We start from the raw sequence: 24,445 nt of genomic DNA on the forward strand, positions 1-24,445 counted from the left end.
AGCCGGTCGGTGAGCGGACGCCGGTAAGCCTGGCAGCGACGACGACCGCGAGTGGCTAGTGGACCGTCTCAATGACCGATCGACCATCGGACGACCGCGGCAGATAGCGTTCCGACGTGGGATCACTCAAGCCCTTGCCGCGAGCACTCGCCTGGTTCGTCGCCGTCGCTGCCGCGCTCATGCTTGCCCTGGGGCTCCTGAACCTGATCATCAACACTGGCCGGATCGGCTCCTGGCTGCCGCTGGTCGTGATGATGCCCTGGTCGCTGTATCTCGGTGTGTGGAGCCTCCGCAATCAGGACAAGCGCTAACCCACTAGCGCAAGCGCTCGTTCGGTAGCCGATCGCCTACCGGACGACCTAGCGCGGTAGCGGGCGCTGGTGCAGATGGTCGATGGCGTGTGTGTCTGGTGGAGTGACGATGACGGTTGGGGTGCTCTCCGTTCGAACGAGGCCGATTCGGAGGTCTTCGTTCACTTCTCCAACGTCAACACGACCGGCTACCACTCGCTGAGAGCCGGACAACGTGTTCGGTTCGAAGTAGAGCCGTACCCGCCGGGGCAGGATGGCTACTTCTTCCGTGCCCACAATGTCACCATCGTCTGATCGGTGATCGATCCGTCATTGCGGCGATACGTGCCGTCGGCAAGGGTCGAGGGCTCTCAGGATCAGCTGTCGAGGGCGACGACCCACAGGATCAAAAGGACGCCCGCGACGCCACACAGGCCGACTCCCGCCCACCACCAAGGAGCGCTTGACCCGCGCTCCGGTCGCCCCCTGCCCATCCCATCTCGTCGGACCGCAATCACACCACCTCGGCCCATCAGCACGAAGCCCGCCAGCAAGATGACCATGAGGCCTACCCACGTCCACCACGAGAATTCCATGGAACGAGGATGCCTGACGCGGTGCGTTCTCGAGCGTGACAGACGGCCAGCGACTTTCTCATTGACCGATCCCCTACCAATCCTTGTGAACGACATGAGCAAGAAGAGGGTCCCAACCACGACGTGCAGGACAGAGCCGTCAGCCAGGATCACCTCGCTCACTCCAACCACGAGGAACATCACCGCCGCTACCGCGCTCACCCAACGCAGCCGGTGCAAGCGCTGCCGATTACCGAAGAATTGCCACCGCTGCTCAGCCCCAGTTTTGGGGCTACGCTCGCTGCTGCTCGCGTCCGTCAGCCGATCGTGAAGCGGTATCCAGTCGGCGCTCATTAGCTTCGCGCTGTCAGCGCCTCACTAACGCTGGCCTGGGTGGGCCGAGGTAAGTGCGTCTCTCTCGGTTTGTCCGGCCTGAGTACCTGAAATCGAGGGCTCTGCGGTTTCCGATAGCCGATCTGCTGCCGCACGGTGAAAGATGGCGTCGGACCTAGGGGAAGGGAGACTCCGGCACCGTCGGAAAAGGCGCCGTCCTCAGCAAAACGAAGGGCAGGGCAGGGACGCGACGAGCAAGAACGTCGCTACGACGAAGAACACAGTGGCGAACACGCCCACTGCAACCCAGAGCGCACTTCAGCTGTGCCTCCATCGCCACGCGCACGGTGCGGCGGCTAGCAGCCACAGACCGGCCTGAACGACGACGAGCATTCACTGCGCCCAGCGCAACGCGTTGCCCCTCACCACAGACCATGATGTAGCGAACCAAACAACGCCGACCGTTGCAGCACGACCAACCGCGAGCACCGTGATCGTCAGGCCGATACCCGACACCTGTCGCCCGCGGGAAAATACTGCCGACCCCTGATCACGAAGAGCGGGATTACGCCAGGCATTAGTGCTCGAAGGTTTCTGATTCATGGGAGGGAAAACTCCCGTTACTCCGCCCCTCGCGCTAGCCTGGGGGAGAGCGGAGACGCGCATCCGCGTCACACGTCCGTCAGAGGGGTGGCAGGATTGATTGTCCAGTGGTGCGTGAAGGGTCTCAGCCTCCCCGACGATGACATTGCAATGGGGCTCATCGACAGCGGCGAGGGCCTTGTCTCCAATTGGTGGCGGGACAGCGGCATGATCCACCCCTCGGAGGTTTCCGGGCAGCTGACACTCAGCGCGCTCGACCGACACGTCAACCACTTCGACGACCCGGATCCTGCGACGGGCCGGCCGTTTCGGGAGATCACGCCATTCATCTCGCTCTCCGCTGGCGCCATGGAGCGGCAATCGGCCGCGGCCACCAACTTCGCCCATCGCGCCCGCAAGACGGCACTTTGGTTCGGGACCGAGTTCGGCGCCAAACCATCCGCGTACCTGTTCGTGTGCTGGCTGGTGCTGGCACCGCGACCGGCCGTCGAGGTGGAGGGCGTGGCCGAAGAGGTGCGTGACCTCAACTCCTATCGCCGGTACTCCGCCTTCCAGACCGAAGGCGAGATCGTGGCCAAGATCAACGTACCCGCGACCCAGATCCAGTCGTGCGAGAAGTGGAGCTGGGACCGGTCGAGCAACGTCCTCCAGCGGGACTGGATCCGTCCGAACCGGTCGTTCATCGCGCCCGAGAGCTTATCCAACGTGCGTGAGATGATCTGACATGACCGCGGCAGAACTCGGATATCTCGGGGTCGACCCCGAGCGCGCCTCCGCCCGGGTGGCATTTGCTACCGCATACGCGCAGTTGGCCGGAGAGGACTACGCCCGCGAGGCGACGATCAGCGAGCCGCAGACGGGCACCAGCGAAGCGAACCGCCTAGAGGCGGCGACGGCCTATCGGGAGGCCGCTCAGTGGTCGTTGGCTCTGGGCACCGACGACGCATTCGACCGTCTGGCGACAGCCGCCCGCTGGTTCTCCCAGCTCGGCCTTCCCTACGGCCACTTCCTCGGAGCGGCCTGCCGGACGGTCAATGCCGACGGTCCGCTACTAAGTGAGGGGGACGTGATTCGCCAGCTGCGCAACGCGGTGGCGGGCTCGCCCGTTGAGTCCGACCGGTTCGAGCGGCGCGGCCTCGCCTCTCGACAGCAGCAGGCCTACCTCTTCGTCGCCGCGGCCGCGACACCAGAGCTCGCGGACGAATTCCGCGACGAGCTCGCAGCGATCGCGGACCTCCCTGCTATGGGATTGGGGACCGCCCCGGTGGGAGCGCTCGGCGCTCCGGTGCAGACGTACGTCCGAGCCGGCCTCGCCCTCATGGACCACGACCGCGCGTCCGTCCTGCTGCGTGTGCTCGTCGGGATGTCCCGCCGTTTCGAAGACGCGGCGAGCCTGGCCTCTTCCAACCGCTATCTGTGGAGGAATGCGAGCGCGCCCGTCGACATCCCCGACCTCGATATCATCGCGCTGGTTGCACTAGGAGTCGACCGCGTTGAAGGATTTGCCCGCAGGCTCCGCGAGGCGGCTTCAGAGCTGTCAGGATGGGCACGTTTTTCGATCAACGTGGCGATCGAAGCGATCGAGCTGAGACAGGGAGGCCGTCAGGCATGAGCAGTGAAGTGGTGTCGCTGATCCTCGGAGTGCTGATCATTGTCGTCGTCGGGGCGATCACGTGGGGAGCGGTGGCGCGCGGACGTGCGGGTGACCTCAAGATCTCGGTCGCGAAGCTCCTCGACGTCCAAGTGACCGTCGGGGCGGAGACGCGCGAAGCGGTCAGCGAGGATGTGCGCGCTGCCGCGGCCGAGCGCGGGCAGACACTCGACACCGCCGCTGTGAAGCTGCCCGCCTCTGTCCGTCTCGGTCGTATCCTGTGGGTGGACGACCACCCGGACAATAGCGTCCACGAGAGCATTGCCCTCGAACGCCTGGGACTGGCCATCACAAAGACGACGCATGCGAGCGGCGCAATGGAGTATCTCAAAAGCCTGCGATACGACGTCGTGATCACTAACTGGAGCCGTCAGGACGGCACGCCGGTGTCCGAATTTATCCGCCATGTCGGGACGTTGCACCCCGGCGCGACCGTGATCGTATACACAACGCTGACTCAGGTCGCGGCAGGGGACGCCAGTCGCAGCGGTGCCGACTTGGTCACGGCGGACCCACACGAGCTACTGGCCTCCGTACTCGCGAGGCTGTCGTCCTCGTCCTGAAGCCGGACGCCTGCGAAGCAATCTGGGATCAGGATCTGGTCCTGCCGCGCCTCCGCCGCCGAGACCCGGCCAGAAACTGACGGTTCGAACGGGATCCCGTCCAAGCTCGGCGCCCCCGAGGGCTGTCGAGCGGCCGATAGGCAATGGGCTACCGGAACACCTCGGGTAGCGCGGCAACGAACTGATCGAAGTGGCTGTACCAGACGGAGTGTGCTGCTCCGGGGAAGTTCCGGACGATCACACCGCGGCTCTCGTGGTGCGCCGCTGTCACGTCATCGACGTACAGGCTCGGCTTCGCTCGCACGATGATCGATCTGGGTTCCGGCTCGAAGCACATCCCAGGGCCCGTCGCGGGCGAGGCCGCCGTGGCCGGATCGAAGTAGTCCGCTGCACGAGCCTCGACCACGCAGTCCTGGTCGCTGTAGTACGGCCGCGATGCTAGGAGCCCGTCGTACGTGCGCGCTCGTTTGTCCTGCTCGTATTCGGCGGTGAGCTCGGTGCGGTCCCAGCCGCCGCGCGACGTGAAGGGCGCATCGATGTAGACCGAGAGAGCCGGGGCGAGCAGCCCGGCGTCCACAGCCGCTGCGAGGAGCAGCGCACCGTACGAATGGCCCATCACGAGGTCAGGCGTCGATCCGCATTCGTCGGCAACGCACTCCGCGATCGATCGAGCGGCCCGATCCACCGTCCTGGTGTCGTCGCGTGGTGACAGTCCGTGGCCCGGAAGATCAACCGCTAGGACGCGATAGCCGCTCGCGACCAGCAGCGGCACCACTCGCCACCAGCTCTCGCGAGAACCCATCATCCCGTGCAGCAGCACCGCCGTGCGGTCCCCCTGGCCATGCACCTCAACGTGGAGCTTCATCGGGGTATCGAAGCACATCCAGCTTCACGGGCCGGCTGTCTCGCTTGCCGATCGGCTATCGAGACGCACTTGGAGTCCGGAGCTGCACCTATGCTCGCTCGTTCCTCCTTCGCCATGCTGTCCCGCCGCGGCGCATCGATCCGATTCGCTGAACGTGCGAAGACCGTTCAGAGACCCGCTGCCCCGGGCCGAATAGATCGGCACACTCGCGCGGAGGCCCTAATCCGCGTCCCTTTCCGGAACGGCTGGCTCGCGCGCCTCAGCCGCCTCTGGATCGTGCAGCGCGTTCCAGTAGGGCATGAAGACGAGCTTGAGCGTGAGCCACCAGAGGTAGACGCTGACACCCGAAGAGAACACCGCATCGCCGACCAGTCCGTGTGCGACCTCGTTGCGAAGATTCGGGCCGATGGGTCCGCATAGCAGTGCGCGAAATTCGAACGCAACGTCCTCTCCAAAAATGTCGACGACCCGCTCGTTCTCCATGAGGGCGGAGAGGCCGATCTCGTTTTCGTTGCCGTCCGCGCTGATTGCGCTCGTGCGCTCGCCGGCGTTCGCGAGGTGCAATCGCACGAGTGCTTCGATTGCGGGCACGAGGAGGTGCACTGCGGCTCCGAAGTCCCCGCTGTATCCGTAATGCAACCCCCGCGCAAAGATCCCCTCGTGCGCGCTCGGCACGATAGCGCTGCCCTCAGCAAGGGCCTGGAAGTCGCCGATGTGAAGCCGGTGATCAGTGGAGAGCTGTCGCAGGGCCCTCGGCAGCACGATGCCGCCAAGAAGACTGACTCGCAGCTGATAATGCTGGATCATCCCTTCCCAGGTGGCCGCCTTCTCGCCATAAATCGTGGCATCGTCGCCCACGGGGGAGCGGTACACGGTGCGCCCATCGGCGCTGAGGGTCCGCCGCGTCGCCAAAAAAGAGAGAGGGAATCGCCGCTCACGCTCTTCAGTCTCAGACCGAGCCGCCGACACACTAGCGAAAGCCTGTATGCCAGCAAAGCGCCGGAGCGACTCAACGGGATCGTCGCTACGAATTGTGGCAAGCAACTCAGCGACATGGTCGCCGAGGTCGCCGCCCTCGGTAGCCAACACTTTCATTTGACCGATGGCCGCAGCGCCGCTCTCCCGGATCCGACGGGCGAGTTCGATTGGCAGGTCGGCCACGCCAAGGCGCTCGCGAGCCGTGCGGGGCAGTGTGCGGAGAATCTTGAGCGCCATCTCCAAGTGGATGGACGCGCGGAACGCCTCAGAAGCATCGGCCTCAGCGATCAGTCGCTGAACGATTGCGTTCGTCGTATCCTCGGCGCCCGCTGGATCGCCCGCACGCCCGTACCATTCGGCCGCGACCTCCAGCGTGTCCTGAGCGGCGATTGACTCGACGCCTTCTGCATGTCCAGCAAGGTGTGCCGCAATCGCCGCCGCATGCTGGCGTCCAAGCCGATGATCGCCGAGCAGCCGCGCCGCGCGCACCGCAAGTCCGCCGTCGGAGGATGTGGTTGCGGCTTCGACGAGTTGGCGCTCGATCTCGTCGAGCTGCGCCGACGCGACGCCGCGGAAGCGGACGCCGACAGCAAGTCCGCGGTCCCACTGCTCGGCGGCGTGGGTCATTGCATCGCTCGTCACCCCGTGGTCGGCCAGCGCTTGGAGCTGCGCGGAATGCCGAGTCGGGCGCAGTGCAGGGTCCCCCGTGATCGCGACGACGTCGAGGACGCGACTCCGAAAGATCAGACTGGGGATTAGTGCGGCGATCTCGGCCAACACCGTGATGTCCGCCTCACTGAAGTCGGCGGGGATGGGACTCCGCCGATCGCCAAACGTAGCGAAAGGACCGTAGGGGTTGGTCCAGTCGTTCCCGTTCGGCATGAACCAGGCGACCGTCGCAAGTAGACCTGAGACGTAGCGGACATCATCACCCACACCGGCGTCATCCGCGATCACCTGAAGGGGACTGCCCATGAGGAGGGTGCCCGTGTCACTCTCGGCGAGCGCTGCTTGTAGGTCAGAGTCGCGGGCAGCGGCCTGCCAGCGAGAGTCGGGAGCCGTGGTCATGAGTTCAGGTTATGGCCGGTGGCCGAAGGCTGCTCATCTCCCCGACGAAACCCGGGAAGGGACTGCGTTGACTCGTTCGACTAGGCCGCGAGTACGACCTGCGGGTTTGATGATCGTCTCGTACTCGACTGGGGTCAACTTCCCCAGACCGCGCTGACGTCGTTTTTGGTGATAGCCACCCTCGTTCCAGAGAGCCGCTCCCTGCACTACGTTCGCCCTATGAACGATCCGACGGGCGTCCGCAACACTCGCGAGTCTGATGCGGACGCGCAGCGAGGCTTCGAGTTCCTGCAACTCAGCTTTGCACGATTGACCGCGTTGGAGCAGCTGGTCGAGACTCTCGAGGAACGCAATCGCTCATCGCTCGTGGCGACCGGGCGGCGACGGCGTACAACCCCATCCCGGATCAAGTAATCGGGCTACTGGTTGCAGCCACGGACCATCTCAGGGCCGTGCAAGTAACGGTCGAGGACTCAGGCGGGAAGATCCTCGCGATGTCACTCTTCACGCTGGTGCGCAGTGCTATCGAGATGACCGGCACCGGCCTCTGGATCCTCCAGCCGAGGAGCCGCGATGATCGCGTGCTGCGCTCGTTTGAACTGACTTGGGACAACCGCCGACAAGTCCGCTCCGTCAAAACCGAGCTGGGCCTCGATCCCGCGAACGATGTCGGGTTCAACCGGATGCAGGTGCGATTGGAAGAACTCATTGACGAACGTCCGCGTATCCGAGGCACGCGGATCTCGAAGGTCACTTCGGTCACGAGTCGGCTGACTGCAATCGCGGGCCTCGTCCCTGATCTAGTGGAGCCCCCTCTGATCCTTTGGCAGATGGCCAGTGGCATCGCGCACGGCAACACTTCCATGATGCGGAACGTTCTCGAGGTGAGGCAGCTAGGACCCTCCGTTGCCGGCTCGGCGTCGTTCGAACTCACAACCTCGGTGGTCACGCTCGCGATGTTCTACGACGCAGCACTCACCCTCGTTGCGCGCCTGGTGCAGATGTATAAGGACAGGAACGTGTAGCCGAGCTTCAGCGAAACAGCTCCTGACGCGATCGTCCCCTGCGCCTACGCTCGGCTCGCCCGAGCATGCGGAACCTTGTTTTGCCGTCTCGTAAGCCGGTCGTCCACCGGACGAACTGCTCCACGCTTCGTGAGGTAGACGGGGCCTGTCTCACATAGCCCGTCCGCGCTTGATCTCAGTGACGGGCGGGCCTGCGGACACAGAAACGCCCCGCCGGCCGAAGCCAGCGGGGCGTTCCCACGAGTCAGACCAGGATCAGAAGTCCCAGTCCTCGTCCTCGGTGTTCACGGCCTTGCCGATGACGTACGACGAGCCGGAGCCCGAGAAGAAGTCGTGGTTCTCGTCCGCGTTCGGCGACAGGGCGGAGAGGATGGCCGGGTTCACGTCGGTGATGTTCTTCGGGAACATCGGCTCGTAGCCCAGGTTCATCAGCGCCTTGTTGGCGTTGTAGTGCAGGAACTTCTTGACGTCCTCGGTCAGCCCGACCTCGTCGTAGAGGTCCTGCGTGTACTGCACCTCGTTCTCGTACATCTCGAACAGCAGCGAGAACGTGTAGTCCTTGAGCTCGTCGCGCTCCGCCTGCGTGAGGGTCTCGAGGCCCTTCTGGTACTTGTAGCCGATGTAGTACCCGTGGACGGCTTCGTCGCGGATGATCAGGCGGATCAGGTCGGCGGTGTTCGTGAGCTTGGCGCGCGACGACCAGTGCATCGGCAGGTAGAAGCCCGAGTAGAACAGGAACGACTCGAGCAGCGTCGAGGCGACCTTGCGCTTCAGCGGGTTGTCGCCCTGGTAGTAGTCCATCACGATGGACGCCTTCTTCTGCAGGTTCGGGTTCTCCTCGGACCAGCGGAAGGCCTCGTCGATCTCACGGGTCGACGCGAGGGTCGAGAAGATCGACGAGTAGGACTTGGCGTGCACCGACTCCATGAACGCGATGTTCGTGTAGACGGCTTCCTCGTGCGGGGTGATCGCGTCGGGGATGAGCGACACGGCGCCGACTGTGCCCTGGATGGTGTCGAGCAGGGTCAGACCGGTGAACACACGCATGGTCAGGGTCTGCTCGGCCGGCGTCAGCGTGTTCCACGACTGCACGTCGTTCGACAGCGGCACCTTCTCGGGCAGCCAGAAGTTGTTGACGAGACGGTTCCAGACCTCGACGTCCTTGTCGTCCTGGATGCGGTTCCAGTTGATGGCCTGGACCCGATCAATGAGCTTCAGCTTCTCGACCAACGTGTGTTCCTTACAGAGATGGTGACTAAGTGACGGACTGGAGGCGCGGTGCGGGTTGGCACCGCGCCTCCAGGGAGCAGAGCGGCAGCTCTACAGCATGCAGCTGACGCAGCCCTCGACCTCCGTGCCCTCCAGCGCGAGCTGGCGGAGACGGATGTAGTAGATCGTCTTGATTCCCTTGCGCCATGCGTAGATCTGCGCCTTGTTGATGTCACGCGTGGTGGCGGTGTCCTTGAAGAACAGCGTCAGGGACAGGCCCTGGTCCACGTGCTGCGTCGCCGCGGCGTACGTGTCGATGATCTTCTCGGCACCGATCTCGTACGCGTCCTGGTAGTAGTCCAGGTTGTCGTTCGTCATGAACGGCGCCGGGTAGTAGACGCGGCCGAGCTTGCCTTCCTTGCGGATCTCGATCTTCGACGCGATCGGGTGGATCGACGACGTCGAGTGGTTGATGTACGAGATCGAACCGGTCGGCGGGACGGCCTGCAGGTTCTGGTTGTAGATGCCGTGCTCCTGGACGGACGCCTTCAGCGCCTTCCAGTCGTCCTGCGTCGGGATCGTGATGTTCGCGTTGTCGAACAGCGAGGCAACACGAGCGGTCGCGGGCGTCCACGTCTGGTCGGTGTACTTGTCGAAGAACTCACCCGACGCGTACTTCGAGTCGCGGAAGCCGTCGAAGGTCTCGCCGGTCTCGATCGCGATCTTGTTCGACGCACGCAGGGCGTGGAACAGCACCGTGTAGAAGTAGATGTTCGTGAAGTCGATGCCCTCTTCGGAGCCGTAGTAGACGCGCTCACGAGCGAGGTAGCCGTGCAGGTTCATCTGGCCGAGGCCGATGGCGTGCGACTTGTCGTTGCCGTCCTCGACGGAACGCACCGAGGTGATGTGCGACATCTGCGAGACCGAGGTCAGGCCGCGGATGGCCGTCTCGATGGTCTTGCCGAAGTCGGGCGAGTCCATCGTCAGCGCGATGTTCAGCGAGCCGAGGTTGCAGGAGATGTCCTTGCCGATCTCCTTGTAGGACAGGTCCTCGTTGAAGGTCGTCGGGGTGTTGACCTGCAGGATCTCGGAGCACAGGTTGGACATGTTGATCCGACCCTTGATCGGGTTGGCCTTGTTCACCGTGTCCTCGAACACGATGTACGGGTAGCCCGACTCGAACTGGATCTCGGCGATGGTCGTGAAGAAGTCACGCGCCTTGATCTTCGTCTTCTTGATGCGCGAGTCGTCGACCATCGCGCGGTAGTTCTCGGAGATCGGGACGTCGCCGAAGGGGACGCCGTAGACCTTCTCGACGTCGTACGGCGAGAACAGGTACATGTCCTCGTTGTTCTTCGCGAGCTCGAACGTGATGTCCGGCACGACGACGCCGAGGGACAGCGTCTTGATGCGGATCTTCTCGTCGGCGTTCTCGCGCTTGGTGTCGAGGAACTTCATGATGTCCGGGTGGTGGGCGCTGAGGTAGACCGCGCCGGCACCCTGACGCGCACCGAGCTGGTTCGCGTAGGAGAAGGAGTCTTCCAGCAGCTTCATCACGGGGATGATGCCCGAGGACTGGTTCTCGATCTGCTTGATCGGGGCGCCGGCCTCACGGATGTTGGAGAGGAGCAGGGCCACGCCACCGCCGCGCTTCGAGAGCTGCAGCGAGGAGTTGATGCCGCGCGAGATCGACTCCATGTTGTCCTCGATGCGGAGCAGGAAGCAGGAGACGAGCTCGCCGCGCTGTGCCTTCGCCGTGTTGAGGAACGTGGGGGTCGCGGGCTGGAAGCGGCCGGCGACGATTTCTTCGACCAGGTCGATGGCGAGCTGCTCGTTGCCCTGGGCCAGGCCGAGGGCGGTCATGACGACGCGGTCCTCGAAGCGCTCCAGGTACCGCTTGCCGTCGAACGTCTTGAGCGTGTAGCTCGTGTAGTACTTGAACGCGCCGAGGAACGTCTGGAACCGGAACTTCTTCGAGTAGGCCAGGTCGTTGAGTCGCTGGATGAAGTCCAGCGAGTACATGTCGATCGTTGCTTGTTCGTAGTACTCGTTCTCGACCAGGTAGTCGAGCCGCTCCTTCAGGTTGTGGAAGAAGACGGTGTTCTGGTTGACGTGCTGCAGGAAGAACTGCTTGGCGGCCTCACGATCCTTGTCGAACTGGATGTTCCCGTCCGCGTCGTAGAGGTTGAGCATCGCGTTGAGGGAGTGGTAGTCCATCCCCGTCTGCGGCGACGTCAGATCGACGTCTGCAACTGCTGCGTCCAAAATGCATCCAATCCTGAGTTGACCGCCGACACGTCGTCAGGGGTCCCGAAGAGTTCGAATCTGTAGAGAAGGGGGACGTTGCACTTCTGCGCGATGACGTCCCCTGCGAGGCCGTACGCCTCGCCGAAGTTCGTGTTGCCACCCACCACCACGCCGCGGATCAGCGAGCGGTTGTGGGCGTCGTTGAGGAACTTGATGACCTGCTTGGGGACTGCACCCTCGCCGTTGCCGCCACCGTAGGTGGGCAGGACCAGGACGTAGGGCTCGTCGACGTGCAGGAATGGTTCGCTCGGGTAGAGCGGGATCCGGTCCGCGTCGCGGCCGAGCTTCTCGACGAAGCGCGCGGTGTACCCGGACACGCTCGAGAAGTAGACCAATCGGCTCATGGTGCGCTCCTCTGGAGAAGGTGCGGACAGGCGGACCGGACGGGCCAGGAGAGGCGAGTCGCGCCTCCCGAGATGCCCTGCCTGCGGGCCCCTTCGGGGCCCGCAGAACGACTACGCCAGTTCGGCGCTGAGGGTTGCGATCTTGTCGGGGCGGAAGCCCGACCAGTGGTCGTCGTCCGTGACGACGACGGGGGCCTGCATGTAGCCCAGGCTCTTGACGTGCTCGAGCGCTGCTTCGTCCGTGGAGACGTCGTGCACTTCGTACTCGATGCCCTTGTTGTCGAGGGCCCGGTACGTCGCGGTGCACTGGACGCAGGACGGCTTGGTGTAGACGGTGACGGCCATGTTCTCCCCTGGTTCCTACTGGTTTCTGCTGTGCTGTGGAGGTGGTGCTGATGTCTGTCCGCAGTCGTGTCCGGGAGGGGCCGCTGCGATGCCTCCACACTACATCTAGTGGCTAGCCGCAGCACCGACCACTAGAGGAAGTGTTACAGCCGTGTAGTTCTCCACAACGTCCTCCACAGTCTGTGGATTCCCGGGAGGCCCGAGTTTCCGCCAGTCTGCGCCCGACCACCGACACTTCCCCACACCGGTGGACAGTCCCGATCCACAGATGTGGAATCAACGCGTCGGCGTGTCGCGAACCGCCCCTCCCCAGGACGGGGGACACCCCCGTCCGGCCGGTCCGTACACTCGTCTCGTGAGTACGTACGGGCCCCTCCTGAAGACCCCTGGCGTGGGTCGTGTCATCGCCGCACAGCTCACCGCGCGGTTCCCGTTCGGCATGCTGTCGCTGGCCTACCTGCTGCACGTCGAGCACGTGTTCGACTCCTACGGCGCGGCCGGCCTGGTGCTCGCGACGACGAGCATCGGGCAGGCGCTGGCCGGTCCCCTGACGAGCCGGTGGATGGGCAGCTGGGGCATGCGCCCCGTCCTCATCCTGACGAGCATCGTCGCGCTGATCAGCATGGTGGTCATCGCGTTCGTGGTCATGCCGCTCTGGGGCTACGTGGTGGTCGGGTTCCTCGGCGGCCTGGCGGTCCCGCCCGTGCAGCCGGCGGTGCGCACCATCTACCCGAAGATGGTGACGTCGGCGCAGCTCACACCCCTCTTCTCCCTCGACGCCAGCGCGCAGGAGCTCATCTGGGTCGCCGGCCCGGTCATCACCACCTTCGTCGCCACCCAGGTCGGCACGGTCGAGGCGATCGTCGTCGCGATGGTCTTCCTGGTCGTCGGCGGCGCGTGGTTCATCGCCTCCCCCGAGCTCGGCCGCGTCCGCATCCCCCGTTCGAAGCGCGCCTTCGGTGTCGTGCTGAAGCGCCCCGCGGTCGTCGTCGCCACCCTGACCGGTCTGCTGCTGATCGGAGCGTGCGCCGCGGTCGAGGCGAGCGTCACCAGCGTCTTCGGCGAGGGCAGCCCGAACGCCGGCATCGTCCTCGCGGTGTTCGCGGTCGGTTCGCTCGCCGGCGGCCTGGCGTTCGGCCACCGCCCGATCTCCCGCAACACCCTGTGGACGCGCATGGCCGTCGTCTTCGTCGGCCTCACCCTTGCCCTCGGTGGCACGGGTTTCTGGTGGCTCTGCCTGGCCCTGGTCATCGCGGGTGTGGGCATCGCGCCGGCCCTCGCGGTGATGTTCGGTTCGGTCTCGGCCACCGTCAAGTTCTCCGACACGGCCGAGGCCTACGGCTGGATGGGCACCGGCCAGCTGATCGGTGCCGCCGGCGGTTCGGCGATCGCCGGCTTCCTGATCGACGGCAGCGGCCCCGTCGGCGGCTTCACCGTCGGCGCCGTGATGGCCGGCCTGGGCGTGCTGCTCCCCCTGGCGATGCGCAGCTGGCTGCCCGACCTGCGCGGCCGTGACGCCAGCCCCCTCCCCGACACCGAGCCGGTGCACCTGCCGACTTGAGCGGCGGGCGGTTTCGGGCGTGCCTGGTCGAAACGGGCGTACCTGGTCGGAAGTTCTGACCAGGTACGCCCGATCCCACTCGCCATCGCGGCCGCTATGGGAAGGAACGTGCGTCCGGCGTACGGGTCGCGTTCTCCACAGATGGCCTGGAGGCCCGGCGCACGCCCGCCAGGCACCGGCAGGATGGGTGCATGGTCACCTCAGTTCCCCTGCGCGACGGCCGCTCGATCCCCGCGATCGGCTTCGGCGTCTACAAGGTCGACGATGCCGAAGCCGAGACGGCGGTCGGCCTCGCGCTGAACGCCGGCTACCGGCACGTCGACACCGCCGAGATGTACGGCAACGAGACCGGCGTCGGCAAGGCGATCCGGGCCTCCGGGCTGGACCGTGACGACGTCTTCGTGACGACCAAGGTGTGGAACGACCACCAGGGGCGCGACGCGACGCTGCGGGCGTTCGACGGCAGCCTCGAGCGGCTGGGGCTCGACGCCGTCGACCTCTACCTGATCCACTGGCCGGCCGCCGCCAACGCCCTCTACGTCGAGACCTGGCGCGCTCTGGTGGAACTGCGTGAGTCAGGGCGGGCACGGAGCATCGGTGTCTCGAACTTCCAGGTGCCGCACCTGCAGCGGCTCATCGACGAGACCGGCGAGGTGCCGGCACTGAACCAGGTCGAACGGCACCCGTGGCTGCCGCAGCGCGAACTCATCGCGTTCCACGAGCAGCACGACATCGTGACCGGGGCGTGGTCGCCGCTCGGTCGTGGGCGCCTGATCGACGAGCCGGTGCTGACCGGCATCGCGGATGCGCACGGCGTGAGCGTGGCGCAGGTGCTCGTGCGGTGGAACGTGCAGCAGGACGTGGTGGTGCTGCCGAAGTCGGTCACGCCGTCACGGATCCAGTCGAACCTCGACGTCGACGGCTTCGTGCTGACCAACGACGAGCTCGCGGCGATCGCGACGCTCGAGTCCGGGCAGCGGACGGGCTCCCACCCGGACTCGGTGTCGTAGCCGAGCTAGCCTCGGCGGTCCTCCTCGGACTGCCACGGCAGGTGCAGGTCGCCCGGTTCGGGCTCGACGTCGCCGGCGTCGTCCGCGCCACCCGTCCCGGGGGCCGCGATGACCTTGGACGGGTCGATGCCGTCCTCACGCAGGTCGGCGTCGTCGCGCTGCTTCGTTTGGGACGCGTCCATCTCGCGCTCGCTCGACGGGCTGTACGACGTGTCCGCTGCTCGCTGCTCGCGTCCGCTGACCCCGTCGACGTCGTCGCTGTGCGCGGCGTCGCGGAGCGCGTCGTTCCGTGCTCGGTCGTCGGACGGCTCGGGGCCGGGGGCGTTCGGGATGCTGTCGCTCATGGTGTTTCCTCCTGCAGCGGACGGTAGTCCTCGGCCCCGTGTAACGAGTCTGGCTCGGTCCGCTCCCCGCACTCGATGACGTCCCTGGCCCCCGCTACGCTGCCGACGAGGGGGAACGATGGGACGAACACGGACCGCGACGACCACAGTGATCGGCTCGGCGCTGGTGGGGCTGCTGCTCGCCGGGTGCACGGCGTCCGGCGGCGACGACGCGATCCCGGTGCCGACGCGACAGGCATCACTCGACGGAACGAGCCGGAGCCCGGGAGCCGACCCGACTCCCGCCGCACAACAGGTCAGCACGCCGCAGGTCCTGGCGCCCGGCACGGTCGCCGCCGAGACCGATGTCGTCTCGGCGAGCGGCGACACCCGGATCCACGTGCGGGTCGTCGCGAACGAGACCGGCACCTTCGACGCCGAGTTGTCCGGCTACCGCACGACGAACCCGCAGTGGATGAGCTTGGAGTTCCGCGGGGGTGACGCTGACGGTGCCGGCGACGCCAGCGGACACCGTGCCGGGGTCGTCATCTGGGACCCCGAGACCGGCGCCCCGGACTCGGTCGGACTGTCCGAGGCTGGGTCCACTCCGGACTTCCTGCACAGCGTGGCGCTCGTGCCGGCACCGTCTGATGACGGGGACGATTCCGGACGCACCGGCATCGGCTCCGTGCTCGCAGTCGCTCCGTTGCACTGGACGATCCCCGACCCGTACCCGCACCTGCAGGTCGACGTGGGCGCAGCGCGGCCCGGGGCGAACGGTTGGGTGCACGAACGTCACGGTGTGCCGGTGTCGTACCAGGTGTCGAGCGACGACGCGCAGGTGACGGTCGCCGAACGCTTGGGCATCACCGTCGCGCAACTCCGTTGGCTGAACCCGTCGCTGCAGACCGGCGCGGGCGACCAGCTCATCACGGACACCGATCTCAACCTGGATCCCGCAGCGCGCTGATCCGGTCGCCGCCCCGCCGCGCGGAGCCCGTCCGTACGGTCGGTTACGGTTGACCAGCACTCGCGAGCACTCGGCACCACCAGGAGGTCCCATCGTGACGATCGTCGCCGCCGCAGACGGCTCAGCCCTCGGCAACCCCGGCCCTGCCGGGTGGGCCTGGTACGTCGACGACGACCGGTGGGCGGCCGGCGGCTGGCCCCGCGCGACGAACAACATCGGCGAGCTCACCGCCGTGCTGCAGCTGCTCCGCGCCACGAAGGACACCGGCGAGCCGCTGCACATCCTGTGCGACAGCCAGTACGCCATCAAGGCCTGCACCGAGTGGCTCGCCGGCTGGAAGCGCAAGGGCTGGCGGAAGGCCGACGGCAAGCCGGTGCTCAACGTCGAGATCATCAAGGAACTCGACGCGGAACTGCAGGGCCGCAAGGTCACGTTCGAGTGGGTCCGCGGCCACGTCGGTCACGAGATGAACGAGGCCGCCGATGTGCGTGCCCGCGGTGCTGCCACCGCGTTCCAGAACGGCACCGACGTGCCGCACGGTCCGGGTTGGCCCGGCGCCGAGGTCCCCGAGCCGTCCGCGCTGCCCGACGCGACCCCGCCCGCGACCCTCTTCTGACCCTTCCGCCAGCAGCCCGCCCGGTTATATACTCCTCTGTATAACGGAGGTGATCGGTATGGCAGTGACGACGATCGATCTTGATCCACGCGTGCTCGATGATGCGAAGCAGCTGACCGGCGCGCGCTCCAACCGCGAGGTCGTGCAGAGAGCACTCGAAACCCTCATCGCGGTGCGGCGACAGCCCGCCGCCGTCGAACGCATCATCGCGCGGGACTTCGGCGCCGACCCTTCCGCGGCTGACGAGCTCCATCCCTGATGGCGACGTACATCGTCGACAACTCCGTCTGGTGGAAGGCGCACCGTTCCGCGGGGATCGCACGACGCCTTCGCGAGATCGCGACGCAAGACTTGATCATGACCTGCCCGCCGCAGGTCCTCGAGTACTGCCATTCAGCACGCACCGGGCCCGACCACCAGGGACACCGCGATGACATGGACGCCTTCCTCGAAGCATCAGAACACCCGGACGTCCAGGATGTGACGAGCATCCAGAACGCTCTCTGGAACAACGGCCACGTCCGCGGAGCCGGACCGATCGACGTCCACATCGCTGCTTACGCCGTGCGGAACGGGGCAACCGTCCTCAGCTCGGATCGCGACTACGACCACATCGCCGACGCGGTCGCCGATTTCCGGCACGAGTACCTGCCGGAGCACTGACCGCGGGTCAGTAGGTCCCGTCGCGCCGGTCCTGGCGGGTGATCTGCTCCCCCGACGCCGGGTCGACGCCCGAGCGCGTGGTGGTCGTGGTGCGGCGACCGCCGAAGGCCACGGCGAGGCTGATGATGAGCAGCACGACACCGGCTGCCATCAGGATGTAGCCGATCAGGCGGAGGTCGATACCGGCGAGCTGGATGTTCAGCGCGAAGGCGACGATCGCGCCGATGACGATCAGGGCGATGCTGGATCCGATGCGCATGACGCAGTCCTCTCGGGTGGGGGTGGTGCCGGAGACGGTACACGTCCGACAACCCCAGCGCCGATCAGTCGACGTCGACCTCGGCCCACCCGTCGAACCGCCCGGTCTCGGTGAGCCGCACGACAGCCTCGCCGACCTCGTCCGAGGCGTCCAGGTCGATCGTCGCCGAGAACCCGAAGTCCTTGTCCCCCTCGGGGTCGGCGAAGATCTGCCGCGCCTTCCAGACCCGGGGTGACGCGGTGGCGCCGCTCTCGTCGAGCACCAGGTACTGCATCGAGCGCGCATCGGCATCGGTGCCGATGCTGTCGTGCTCCTCGTAGTACTCCTCGAGCACGTTGTCCCACGCGGCTCGGTCGAAGCCCGCGGTCGCGTCGAGTTCCCCGAGCCCGTCGATGTCGTCGGCCGCGGCGAGCAGCACCCGCTGGAACAGGGCGTTGCGCACGAGCACCCGGAACGCCCGCGGCTTGCCGGTGAGCCGTGCGGGCTGCGGCGGCGCGATCTCCTCGTGCTCCTCGGAAGCCAGCAGAACGTCACCGTTGAGCAGCGCCTCCCACTCGTCGACGAGCGAGGAGTCGGTCTGCCGCACGACCTCGCCCAGCCACTCGATCAGGTCGTCGAGCTCCTGGGTCCGCTGTTCCTCGGCGATGGTCTGTCGCATGGTCCGGTACGCGTCGGACAGGTAGCGGAGCACGAGGCCCTCGGAGCGGGTGAGCTGGTAGAAGCGCACGAAGTCGCCGAAGGTCATCGCGCGTTCGTACATGTCGCGGACGACGGCCTTCGGGGACAGCTGGAAGTCGAGCACCCAGGGCTGTTCGGCGGCGTAGGCCTCGTACGCCGCCTCCAACAGCTCGGACAGCGGGCGAGGCCAGGTGACCTCCTCGAGCAGCTCCATCCGCTCCTCGTACTCGATCCCCTCCTGCTTCATGCGGGCGACGGCCTCGCCGCGCTCCTTGAACTGCTGCTGCGACAGGATCGCCCGCGGGTCGTCGAGGGTGGCCTCGACAACCGAGACCATGTCCAGTGCATAAGTGGGAGAAGAAGGGTCGAGCAGCTCGAACGCGGCGAGCGCGAACGGTGACAGCGGCTGGTTGAGCGCGAAGTTCGGCGCGATGTCGACGGTCAAGCGGTAGGCACCGTCGACCTTCTCGATCACCCGCGCGTTGATGAGGGTCCGGGCGATGACGAGTGCCCGTCGAGCCATGGCGAGCTGCCGGGAGCGCGGTTCGTGGTTGTCGTAGACCAGCGACCGGACGTCCGCGAAGGCGTCCCCGCCACGGGCGACGACGGACAGCACCATCGCGTGCGTGATCCGCATGCGCGACACCATCGGCTCCGGCTCGGCGGCGATCAGCCGCTCGAACGACGCCTGGCCCCAGGACACGAAACCCTCGGGCGCCTTCTTCCGCTTGATCTTGTTCTTCTTCTTCGGGTCGTCGCCGGCCTTGGCGACGGCGCGGGCGTTCTCGATGTCGTGCTCGGGTGCCTCGGCGACGACGTCACCCTCGGTGTCGTAGCCGGCACGTCCGGCGCGGCCGGCGATCTGGTGGAACTCCCGCGCGGACAGCTGGCGCATCTTCGTGCCGTCGAACTTCGTCAGCCCGGTGAACAGCACGGACCGGATCGGCACGTTGATCCCGACGCCCAGGGTGTCGGTGCCGCAGATGACGGGCAGCAGGCCGCGCTGGGCGAGCTGCTCGACGAGTCGTCGGTACTTCGGCAGCATGCCGGCGTGGTGCACGCCGATGCCGGCCCGGATCAGGCGCGACAGGGTCTGTCCGAACCCGGCGCTGAACCGGAAGCCGGCGATGGCGTCGGCGATCTGGTCGCGGCGTTCGCGCGAGGCGACCTTCGCCGACATCAGCGACTGCGCCCGTTCGAGTGCAGCCGCCTGGGCGAAGTGCACGATGTAGATCGGCGCCTTGCCATCCTCGAGGAGCCGCTCGACCGTCTCCTGCACGGGCGTCATCACGTACTGGTACTCGAGCGGCACGGGTCGCGAGACACCGGTCACGCGGGCGGTGGGCCGGCCGGTCCGGCGGGACAGGTCGTCGGCGATCGTGGTGACGTCGCCGAGGGTCGCCGACATGAGCAGGAACTGCGCACGCTCGAGCACGAGCAGCGGCACCTGCCACGCCCAGCCTCGGTCGGGGTCGCCGTAGAAGTGGAACTCGTCCATCACGACGACGTCGACGTCCGCGTCCGGTCCCTGCCGCAGCGCCAGGTTCGCCAGGATCTCGGCGGTGCAGCAGACGATCGGGGCGTCGGCGTTGACGCTCGAGTCGCCGGTGACCATGCCGACGTTCTGTGCACCGAACAGCTCGACGAGCTGGAAGAACTTCTCGGACACCAGCGCCTTGATCGGTGCCGTGTAGTAGCTCCGCTTTCCCTCGGCGAGCGCGGCGAAGTGCGCGCCGGCCGCGACGAGCGACTTCCCGGTGCCGGTCGGCGTGCTCAGCACGACGTTCGCGCCGGACACGAGCTCGATGACCGCTTCGTCCTGCGCCGGGTACAGCGGTCGGCCGCCCACCGCGGCCCAGGCCGCGAAGGCCTCGTAGACCTCGTCGGGGTCGACGACGCCGTCCACCGCCGCCGGGATCGCGGCGACGAGCGGGGGCAGGGCGGTGACGTCGGTCATGCGCCCATCCTCCCAGGTGCGGCCATGACGGACTGGAGGCGCGGTGCCAGCCCGCCACGGGCCTCCCGTCCGCCCCGTCGCCGACTCAGGCGCATTTCGATACGTGCGCATAGACTCGCGACATGCGCGAACTCGGCTTCCTCTCCTTCGTCCCGAACCACGGCGGCACCGACGGCGCCGCCCGCGCCCTGGAGGACGGCCTGCGCCTGTTCGAGACCGCCGAGTCGCTCGGCTACGGGACGGGCTGGGTGCGCGGACGGCACTTCGAGCCGTACCTGACGAGCCCGATGACCTTCTTCGCGGCAGCCGCGCAGCGCACCAGCACCATCGCGTTCGGCACCGCCGTGCTCGGCATGCGTTACGAGGACCCGGTGCGCCTGGCCGAGGACGCCAGCACGGTCGACCTGCTCAGCGGAGGCCGAGTGCAGCTCGGCATCAGCACGGGCATCGCCGGGTACGGCCCGATCCTCGACCCGGTGTTCGGCACGGTCGACCGCAGCTTCCGCGACGAGGCCGAGGCCCGCGCCGCACGGCTGCTCGAGGTGCTGCAGGGCGAGCCCCTCGGCAGTGCCGGCAAGGGCTACGAGAGCATCCCCGCCGGGGCCGACCTGACCCTGCAGCCGCTCAGCCCGGGTCTGCGCGACCGCGTCTGGTGGGGCGGCGGCAGCATGGGCACGGCGGTCCGCACGGCCGAGAAGGGCCTCCTGTTGCACTGCTCGACCCTGAACACCGAGGACACCGGCGCGCCGTTCGCCCAGGCGCAGGCCGACCAGATCGCCGCCTACCGTGAGCGGTTCGCCGAGCTGCACCCGCAGCGCGAGTCCAAGGTCGCCGTGGGCCGGATCGTGGTGCCGCTCCTCGACGAACACGACCGCGCCGTGCACGAGGAGTTCCTGACCGGGTACGCCTCCGGGATGGACGACGAGGGCCGGCCACTCTCGGGGAACCCGCCGTTCCGCTTCAGCAAGGTCGTGTTCGGCGAACCGGCGGCCATCCTCGACAGCCTGCTCGCCGACCCGGCGGTCACCGCCACCGACGAACTGGTCATCACCCTGCCGGCGAACGGCGACCGTGCGGCGCACGAGCGGATCCTGCGCATCGTGGCCGAGGAGATCGCCCCGGCGCTGCGGGCCTGAGGGCGGGCGCCGCGGACCTGACCGCCGGCGCCGCTGGCCTGACCGCCTGCGGTCCCGCCGCCGCACCGCCACCGAGAGTCAAGGGCATCCGGCGGGGCTCTGATCGAGTTGGTGAGGCCCGAGAGCCCGGCCGGATGACCATCTCGTCCCTGATCCGCACGAGATGGTGCACCCATCGTTCCACCTACCGAGCGGTTTGTCACACCGTTCCGCGCACCTGGGACGTATGAAGTTGACCAAGTGTCACTCGTTTTTCCGAACCGGGACGAAGTGCGGCAACCGGTTCACCGGTGCGCATCGGGGCCGGAACGAGCCACGGAACCAGGTTCCGGACACAGCACCGCGCGATTCCGTGGTGTTGTGTCCGGAACCTGGTTCCCGCGCCGGTTCGCCTGCGGATCGGGGCCGGAACGACGAATGCGTCCCCGCGCGGACGCGGGGACGCATTCTGGGACGCACCGGGGAGGCCAGGGCAACAACGGCCGGATCAGGAGACCGAGTCGCTCACCCAGCGACCCCGTAGTCGGTGCGTGCGCGGACGGTAACCAGCCGACTCGCGCAGAACGATGTTACTGAATGGAGTTGGGAGCTGCGCGGAAACCGGACGACTTCGTCACTCCAGTTCGAGGGACGCGGTTCCGGCGTCGTCGGTGACCGACGCGCCGACGTGCAGCGTGAAGGCCCCCGACTCGTACTGCCACGAGCCGTCCCAGTGGGCGAAGGCTCGCGCCGGGACCTCGATCGAGACCTCCGTCGAGGCGCCCGCGGCGAGCCGGACCGGGGCGAACCCGACCAGCCAGCGCACCGGGCGGTCGACCGCCGACTCCGCACGGGACGCGTAGACCTGCACGACGTGCTTGCCGGCGCGGTCACCCGTGTTCGCGACGGTCGCCGTGACGATGACGGCGTCGCCCTCGCGCACGGTCGGACTCGCGGAGACACCCTCGATCGACCACGTGGTGTAGCCGAGGCCGTGCCCGAACGGGTACGCCGGTTCGGTGCCGGCCCGCAGCCAGGCCCGGTAGCCGACGTGGACACCCTCGTCGTACGCGACCTTCCCGTCGACCGGGGTGACGTCGAGCACCGGGACGTCGGCCATCGCGACGGGCCACGTGGTGGGCAGGCGGCCGCCGGGCTCCTGCGCCCCCGTCAGCACGTCGGCCAGGGCGTTGCCGTACTCCTGCCCACCGAACCAGGTCAGCAGCACCGCGGCGACGTCGTTCCGCCAGGGCATCTCGACCGGCGACCCGGCGTTCACGACGACGACCGTGTTCGGGTTCGCCGCGGCGACCGCGCGCACCAGGTCGTCCTGGTGGCCGGGCAGTGCCAGCGAGGACCGGTCGTAGCCCTCGGACTCGACCTTGGAGTTCGTGCCGACCACGACGACGGCGACGTCCGCACCACGGGCGGCGTCCACCGCGGCCTCGATGAGCACGGCGGGGTCGTCGTCCGACGGCTCGGTGCCGAACTGGTACGCCAGCACCCCGCCGAGCGTCTCGTCCTGCACGATGTCGTACTCGATGCGGATCGCGACCTGCTGTCCCGCCGTCACCTCGACCGGCACCGACCGCGCCGGCGGGTTGAGGAACGCGGCACCGAGCTGGTCACCCTCGAACGGCACGTCCTCGTCGAGCAGCAGCTCGCCGTCGATCCACATGCGTGACCGTCCGGCCGCGCCGATGCCGAACCGCACGGTCCCGGTCGACTCGGCCGTGTAGGTGGTGGTGATGTCGAGCCGGTCGGCTTCACGCGTCGGGGCGTCGCCGCCGAACCAGAACAGTGCCGTCGCGCGGCGGTCCTCGACGAACAGCTCCTCGCCGTCCTTGACGAAGGCGACCCGGGCGCCGGGTTCCTCGGTGCCGGGGTTCGTGATGGTGGACAGCGGGAACTCCGCGATGCCCTCCTGCACGACGGCGCCGATCGCGTAGTCCACGCTCGCGCCGGGGAAGGCCGAGCGGATGCCGTCCAGCGGTGACACGACCTGCGACGGCACGACCGTGGCCGAGCCGCCGCCCTGCGTGCGGGCCTGGTCGGCGTTGTGCCCGATCACCGCGATGCGCGACACGGCGGGGGCGTCGAGCGGCAGGACACCGGTGTTGCGGACCAGGACGATGCCCTCGGCCTCGGCCTCGCGCACGAACGCGATGCCGTCCTCGACGTGCACGGGCGACGCGGCGACGGGCTCGAAGCCCTCGAGCGCGCCGACGCGTGCGGCCAGCGTCAGGATCCGGCGGACCTTGCGGTCGATCGCCGCCATCGGCACCTCGCCGGACTGCACGGCGGCGAGCAGCGGGCCCTCGCTCCACCACGGGTTCGGCCCCGGCATCGCGACGTCCTGCGACGCCTTCGCCGAGTCCACGGAACGCACCCCGGTCCAGTCGGACACGACGATGCCGTCGAAGCCCCACTCCGAGTTGAGCGGGGTCTCAAGCAGGTCGTTCTCCGACGCCGTCACGCCGTTGATCGCGTTGTACGACGACATGATCGCCCAGGCGTGTGCCTCGGTCACGGCCTTCTCGAACGCCAGCAGGTACAGCTCGCGCAGCGCGCGGTCCGACACCTCGGTCGACGCGGTGAAGCGGTCGGTCTCGTAGTCGTTCGCGATGTAGTGCTTCGGGGTGGCAGCGACACCGTTCTCCTGCACGCCGTCGACGTACGACGCGGCCAGGTCCCCCGTGAGCACAGGGTCCTCGCTGAACGCCTCGAAGTGCCGGCCACCGAGCGGGGACCGGTGCAGGTTGATGGTCGGGCCGAGCACAACGTCCACGCCCTTGCGGCGGGCCTCCACCGCGGCGGCGGCGCCGTAGCGCTTCGCGATCGCGCGGTCCCACGAGGCACTCAGCGCGGTCGCCGACGGCAGGTTCAGGGACGGGTCGCGCTCGTCCCACACCTCGCCGCGCACGCCCGACGGGCCGTCCGACATCAGGATCCGGCGCAGCCCGATCTTCTCGATGGGCCAGGTGGTCCAGAAGTCACGTCCGGTGAGCAGCTGCACCTTCTCGTCGGTGGTCAGCTGGCCGAGGAGCGCATCGATGCGCTCGGTCAGCGGCGTCGACGGACTGGAGGCGGTGCTCGCGTCGTTCACGGTGGTCACGGTGGTCGGTCCTCTCGTTCAG

24 protein-coding genes are annotated in these 24,445 nt (G+C 67.2%); 14 read left to right on the top strand and 10 right to left on the bottom strand.

The annotated features are described in order from the left end of the window. The first annotated feature begins 116 nt into the window (after nucleotides 1–116). The 5 genes from DEI98_RS07960 (at nucleotide 117) to DEI98_RS07985 (ending at nucleotide 4,015) form a co-directional block, all read left to right on the top strand. A complete protein-coding gene (locus DEI98_RS07960; RefSeq protein ID WP_111100431.1) occupies nucleotides 117–311 on the top strand; it encodes a hypothetical protein in 195 nt (64 codons plus the stop codon). A 75-nt stretch (nucleotides 312–386) separates the two neighbouring features. Continuing rightward, nucleotides 387–605 (top strand): cold-shock protein, encoded by a 219-nt coding sequence (locus DEI98_RS07965; protein ID WP_258370778.1) that lies wholly within the window; start codon nucleotides 387–389, stop codon nucleotides 603–605. A 1,346-nt stretch (nucleotides 606–1,951) separates the two neighbouring features. Further along, on the top strand, nucleotides 1,952–2,524 hold the full coding sequence (locus DEI98_RS07975; RefSeq protein ID WP_146243468.1) for a hypothetical protein: 573 nt from the start codon (nucleotides 1,952–1,954) through the stop codon (nucleotides 2,522–2,524). Between the two features lies 1 nt (nucleotide 2,525). Further along, nucleotides 2,526–3,413, top strand: coding sequence for a hypothetical protein (locus DEI98_RS18340; RefSeq protein ID WP_146243469.1), 888 nt, complete (start codon nucleotides 2,526–2,528; stop codon nucleotides 3,411–3,413). Then, nucleotides 3,410–4,015 (top strand): hypothetical protein, encoded by a 606-nt coding sequence (locus DEI98_RS07985; protein ID WP_181437979.1) that lies wholly within the window; start codon nucleotides 3,410–3,412, stop codon nucleotides 4,013–4,015. Before DEI98_RS18340 ends, DEI98_RS07985 begins: the two co-directional genes overlap by 4 nt. A 148-nt stretch (nucleotides 4,016–4,163) precedes the next feature. Here DEI98_RS07985 and DEI98_RS07990 read toward each other — a convergent pair whose 3' ends face one another. After that, nucleotides 4,164–4,880, bottom strand: a complete 717-nt coding sequence (locus DEI98_RS07990) for an alpha/beta hydrolase (RefSeq protein ID WP_181437980.1) — start codon at nucleotides 4,878–4,880, stop codon at nucleotides 4,164–4,166. 219 nt (nucleotides 4,881–5,099) lie between these two features. Beyond that, nucleotides 5,100–6,926, bottom strand: coding sequence for a DUF4209 domain-containing protein (locus DEI98_RS07995; RefSeq protein WP_111100438.1), 1,827 nt, complete (start codon nucleotides 6,924–6,926; stop codon nucleotides 5,100–5,102). Nucleotides 6,927–7,145: 219 nt separating this feature from the next. On the opposite strand from DEI98_RS07995, the gene DEI98_RS18345 reads away from it, so the two are divergent. After that, the gene (locus tag DEI98_RS18345) at nucleotides 7,146–7,340 is read left to right on the top strand and encodes a hypothetical protein (protein WP_146243470.1); all 195 of its coding nucleotides are present in this window, start codon (nucleotides 7,146–7,148) and stop codon (nucleotides 7,338–7,340) included. A gap of 80 nt (nucleotides 7,341–7,420) precedes the next feature. Beyond that, entirely contained in the window at nucleotides 7,421–7,951 is a 531-nt protein-coding gene (locus DEI98_RS08000; RefSeq protein ID WP_146243471.1) for a hypothetical protein, read from the top strand. 255 nt (nucleotides 7,952–8,206) lie between these two features. On the opposite strand, the gene nrdF is transcribed toward DEI98_RS08000, so the two are convergent. The 4 genes from nrdF to nrdH form a co-directional block, all read right to left on the bottom strand. Beyond that, nucleotides 8,207–9,181: a class 1b ribonucleoside-diphosphate reductase subunit beta gene (gene nrdF, locus DEI98_RS08005; protein ID WP_017886894.1), complete on the bottom strand. Its 975-nt coding sequence runs from the start codon at nucleotides 9,179–9,181 to the stop codon at nucleotides 8,207–8,209. Between the two features lie 90 nt (nucleotides 9,182–9,271). Further along, nucleotides 9,272–11,377, bottom strand: coding sequence for a class 1b ribonucleoside-diphosphate reductase subunit alpha (gene nrdE, locus DEI98_RS08010; protein ID WP_111100440.1), 2,106 nt, complete (start codon nucleotides 11,375–11,377; stop codon nucleotides 9,272–9,274). A gap of 17 nt (nucleotides 11,378–11,394) precedes the next feature. Beyond that, nucleotides 11,395–11,811, bottom strand: coding sequence for a class Ib ribonucleoside-diphosphate reductase assembly flavoprotein NrdI (nrdI, locus tag DEI98_RS08015; RefSeq protein WP_027465945.1), 417 nt, complete (start codon nucleotides 11,809–11,811; stop codon nucleotides 11,395–11,397). A 111-nt stretch (nucleotides 11,812–11,922) separates the two neighbouring features. Next, nucleotides 11,923–12,156 carry a glutaredoxin-like protein NrdH gene (gene nrdH, locus DEI98_RS08020; protein ID WP_017886897.1) on the bottom strand — a complete coding sequence of 78 codons (234 nt, stop codon included), beginning with the start codon at nucleotides 12,154–12,156 and terminating at the stop codon, nucleotides 11,923–11,925. 355 nt (nucleotides 12,157–12,511) lie between these two features. On the opposite strand from nrdH, the gene DEI98_RS08025 reads away from it, so the two are divergent. Beyond that, entirely contained in the window at nucleotides 12,512–13,717 is a 1,206-nt protein-coding gene (locus DEI98_RS08025; protein ID WP_071405882.1) for an MFS transporter, read from the top strand. Between the two features lie 191 nt (nucleotides 13,718–13,908). Beyond that, nucleotides 13,909–14,727, top strand: a complete 819-nt coding sequence (locus DEI98_RS08030; RefSeq protein WP_111100441.1) for an aldo/keto reductase — start codon at nucleotides 13,909–13,911, stop codon at nucleotides 14,725–14,727. Nucleotides 14,728–14,732: 5 nt separating this feature from the next. On the opposite strand, the gene DEI98_RS08035 is transcribed toward DEI98_RS08030, so the two are convergent. Beyond that, nucleotides 14,733–15,071, bottom strand: a complete 339-nt coding sequence (locus DEI98_RS08035; RefSeq protein ID WP_051596813.1) for a hypothetical protein — start codon at nucleotides 15,069–15,071, stop codon at nucleotides 14,733–14,735. A 118-nt stretch (nucleotides 15,072–15,189) separates the two neighbouring features. Between DEI98_RS08035 and DEI98_RS08040 the strand changes: the two genes are divergently transcribed. The 4 genes from DEI98_RS08040 (at nucleotide 15,190) to DEI98_RS08055 (ending at nucleotide 17,299) form a co-directional block, all read left to right on the top strand. Further along, on the top strand, nucleotides 15,190–16,020 hold the full coding sequence (locus DEI98_RS08040; protein WP_146243472.1) for a hypothetical protein: 831 nt from the start codon (nucleotides 15,190–15,192) through the stop codon (nucleotides 16,018–16,020). A gap of 94 nt (nucleotides 16,021–16,114) precedes the next feature. Then, on the top strand, nucleotides 16,115–16,636 hold the full coding sequence (locus DEI98_RS08045; protein ID WP_027465941.1) for a ribonuclease H: 522 nt from the start codon (nucleotides 16,115–16,117) through the stop codon (nucleotides 16,634–16,636). A gap of 58 nt (nucleotides 16,637–16,694) precedes the next feature. Then, nucleotides 16,695–16,895, top strand: a complete 201-nt coding sequence (locus DEI98_RS08050) for a type II toxin-antitoxin system VapB family antitoxin (protein ID WP_111100443.1) — start codon at nucleotides 16,695–16,697, stop codon at nucleotides 16,893–16,895. Further along, nucleotides 16,895–17,299: a PIN domain-containing protein gene (locus DEI98_RS08055; protein WP_027465940.1), complete on the top strand. Its 405-nt coding sequence runs from the start codon at nucleotides 16,895–16,897 to the stop codon at nucleotides 17,297–17,299. The genes DEI98_RS08050 and DEI98_RS08055 overlap by 1 nt, the downstream gene beginning before the upstream one ends. A gap of 7 nt (nucleotides 17,300–17,306) precedes the next feature. Here the strand turns inward: DEI98_RS08055 and DEI98_RS08060 are convergent, their stop codons facing one another. Beyond that, entirely contained in the window at nucleotides 17,307–17,558 is a 252-nt protein-coding gene (locus DEI98_RS08060; protein ID WP_027465939.1) for a DUF6458 family protein, read from the bottom strand. A 64-nt stretch (nucleotides 17,559–17,622) separates the two neighbouring features. Further along, nucleotides 17,623–20,193, bottom strand: coding sequence for an RNA helicase (locus DEI98_RS08065; RefSeq protein WP_111100444.1), 2,571 nt, complete (start codon nucleotides 20,191–20,193; stop codon nucleotides 17,623–17,625). Nucleotides 20,194–20,315: 122 nt separating this feature from the next. Between DEI98_RS08065 and DEI98_RS08070 the strand changes: the two genes are divergently transcribed. Further along, complete coding sequence (locus DEI98_RS08070; protein ID WP_111100445.1) at nucleotides 20,316–21,329, top strand: LLM class flavin-dependent oxidoreductase; 1,014 nt, start codon at nucleotides 20,316–20,318, stop codon at nucleotides 21,327–21,329. A 613-nt stretch (nucleotides 21,330–21,942) separates the two neighbouring features. Here the strand turns inward: DEI98_RS08070 and DEI98_RS08075 are convergent. Continuing rightward, nucleotides 21,943–24,423 (bottom strand): glycoside hydrolase family 3 C-terminal domain-containing protein, encoded by a 2,481-nt coding sequence (locus DEI98_RS08075; protein ID WP_111100446.1) that lies wholly within the window; start codon nucleotides 24,421–24,423, stop codon nucleotides 21,943–21,945. Nucleotides 24,424–24,445 lie beyond the last annotated feature (22 nt).

The sequence above is a fragment of the Curtobacterium sp. MCLR17_034 genome (assembly GCF_003234485.1).
GTDB lineage: Bacteria > Actinomycetota > Actinomycetes > Actinomycetales > Microbacteriaceae > Curtobacterium > Curtobacterium flaccumfaciens.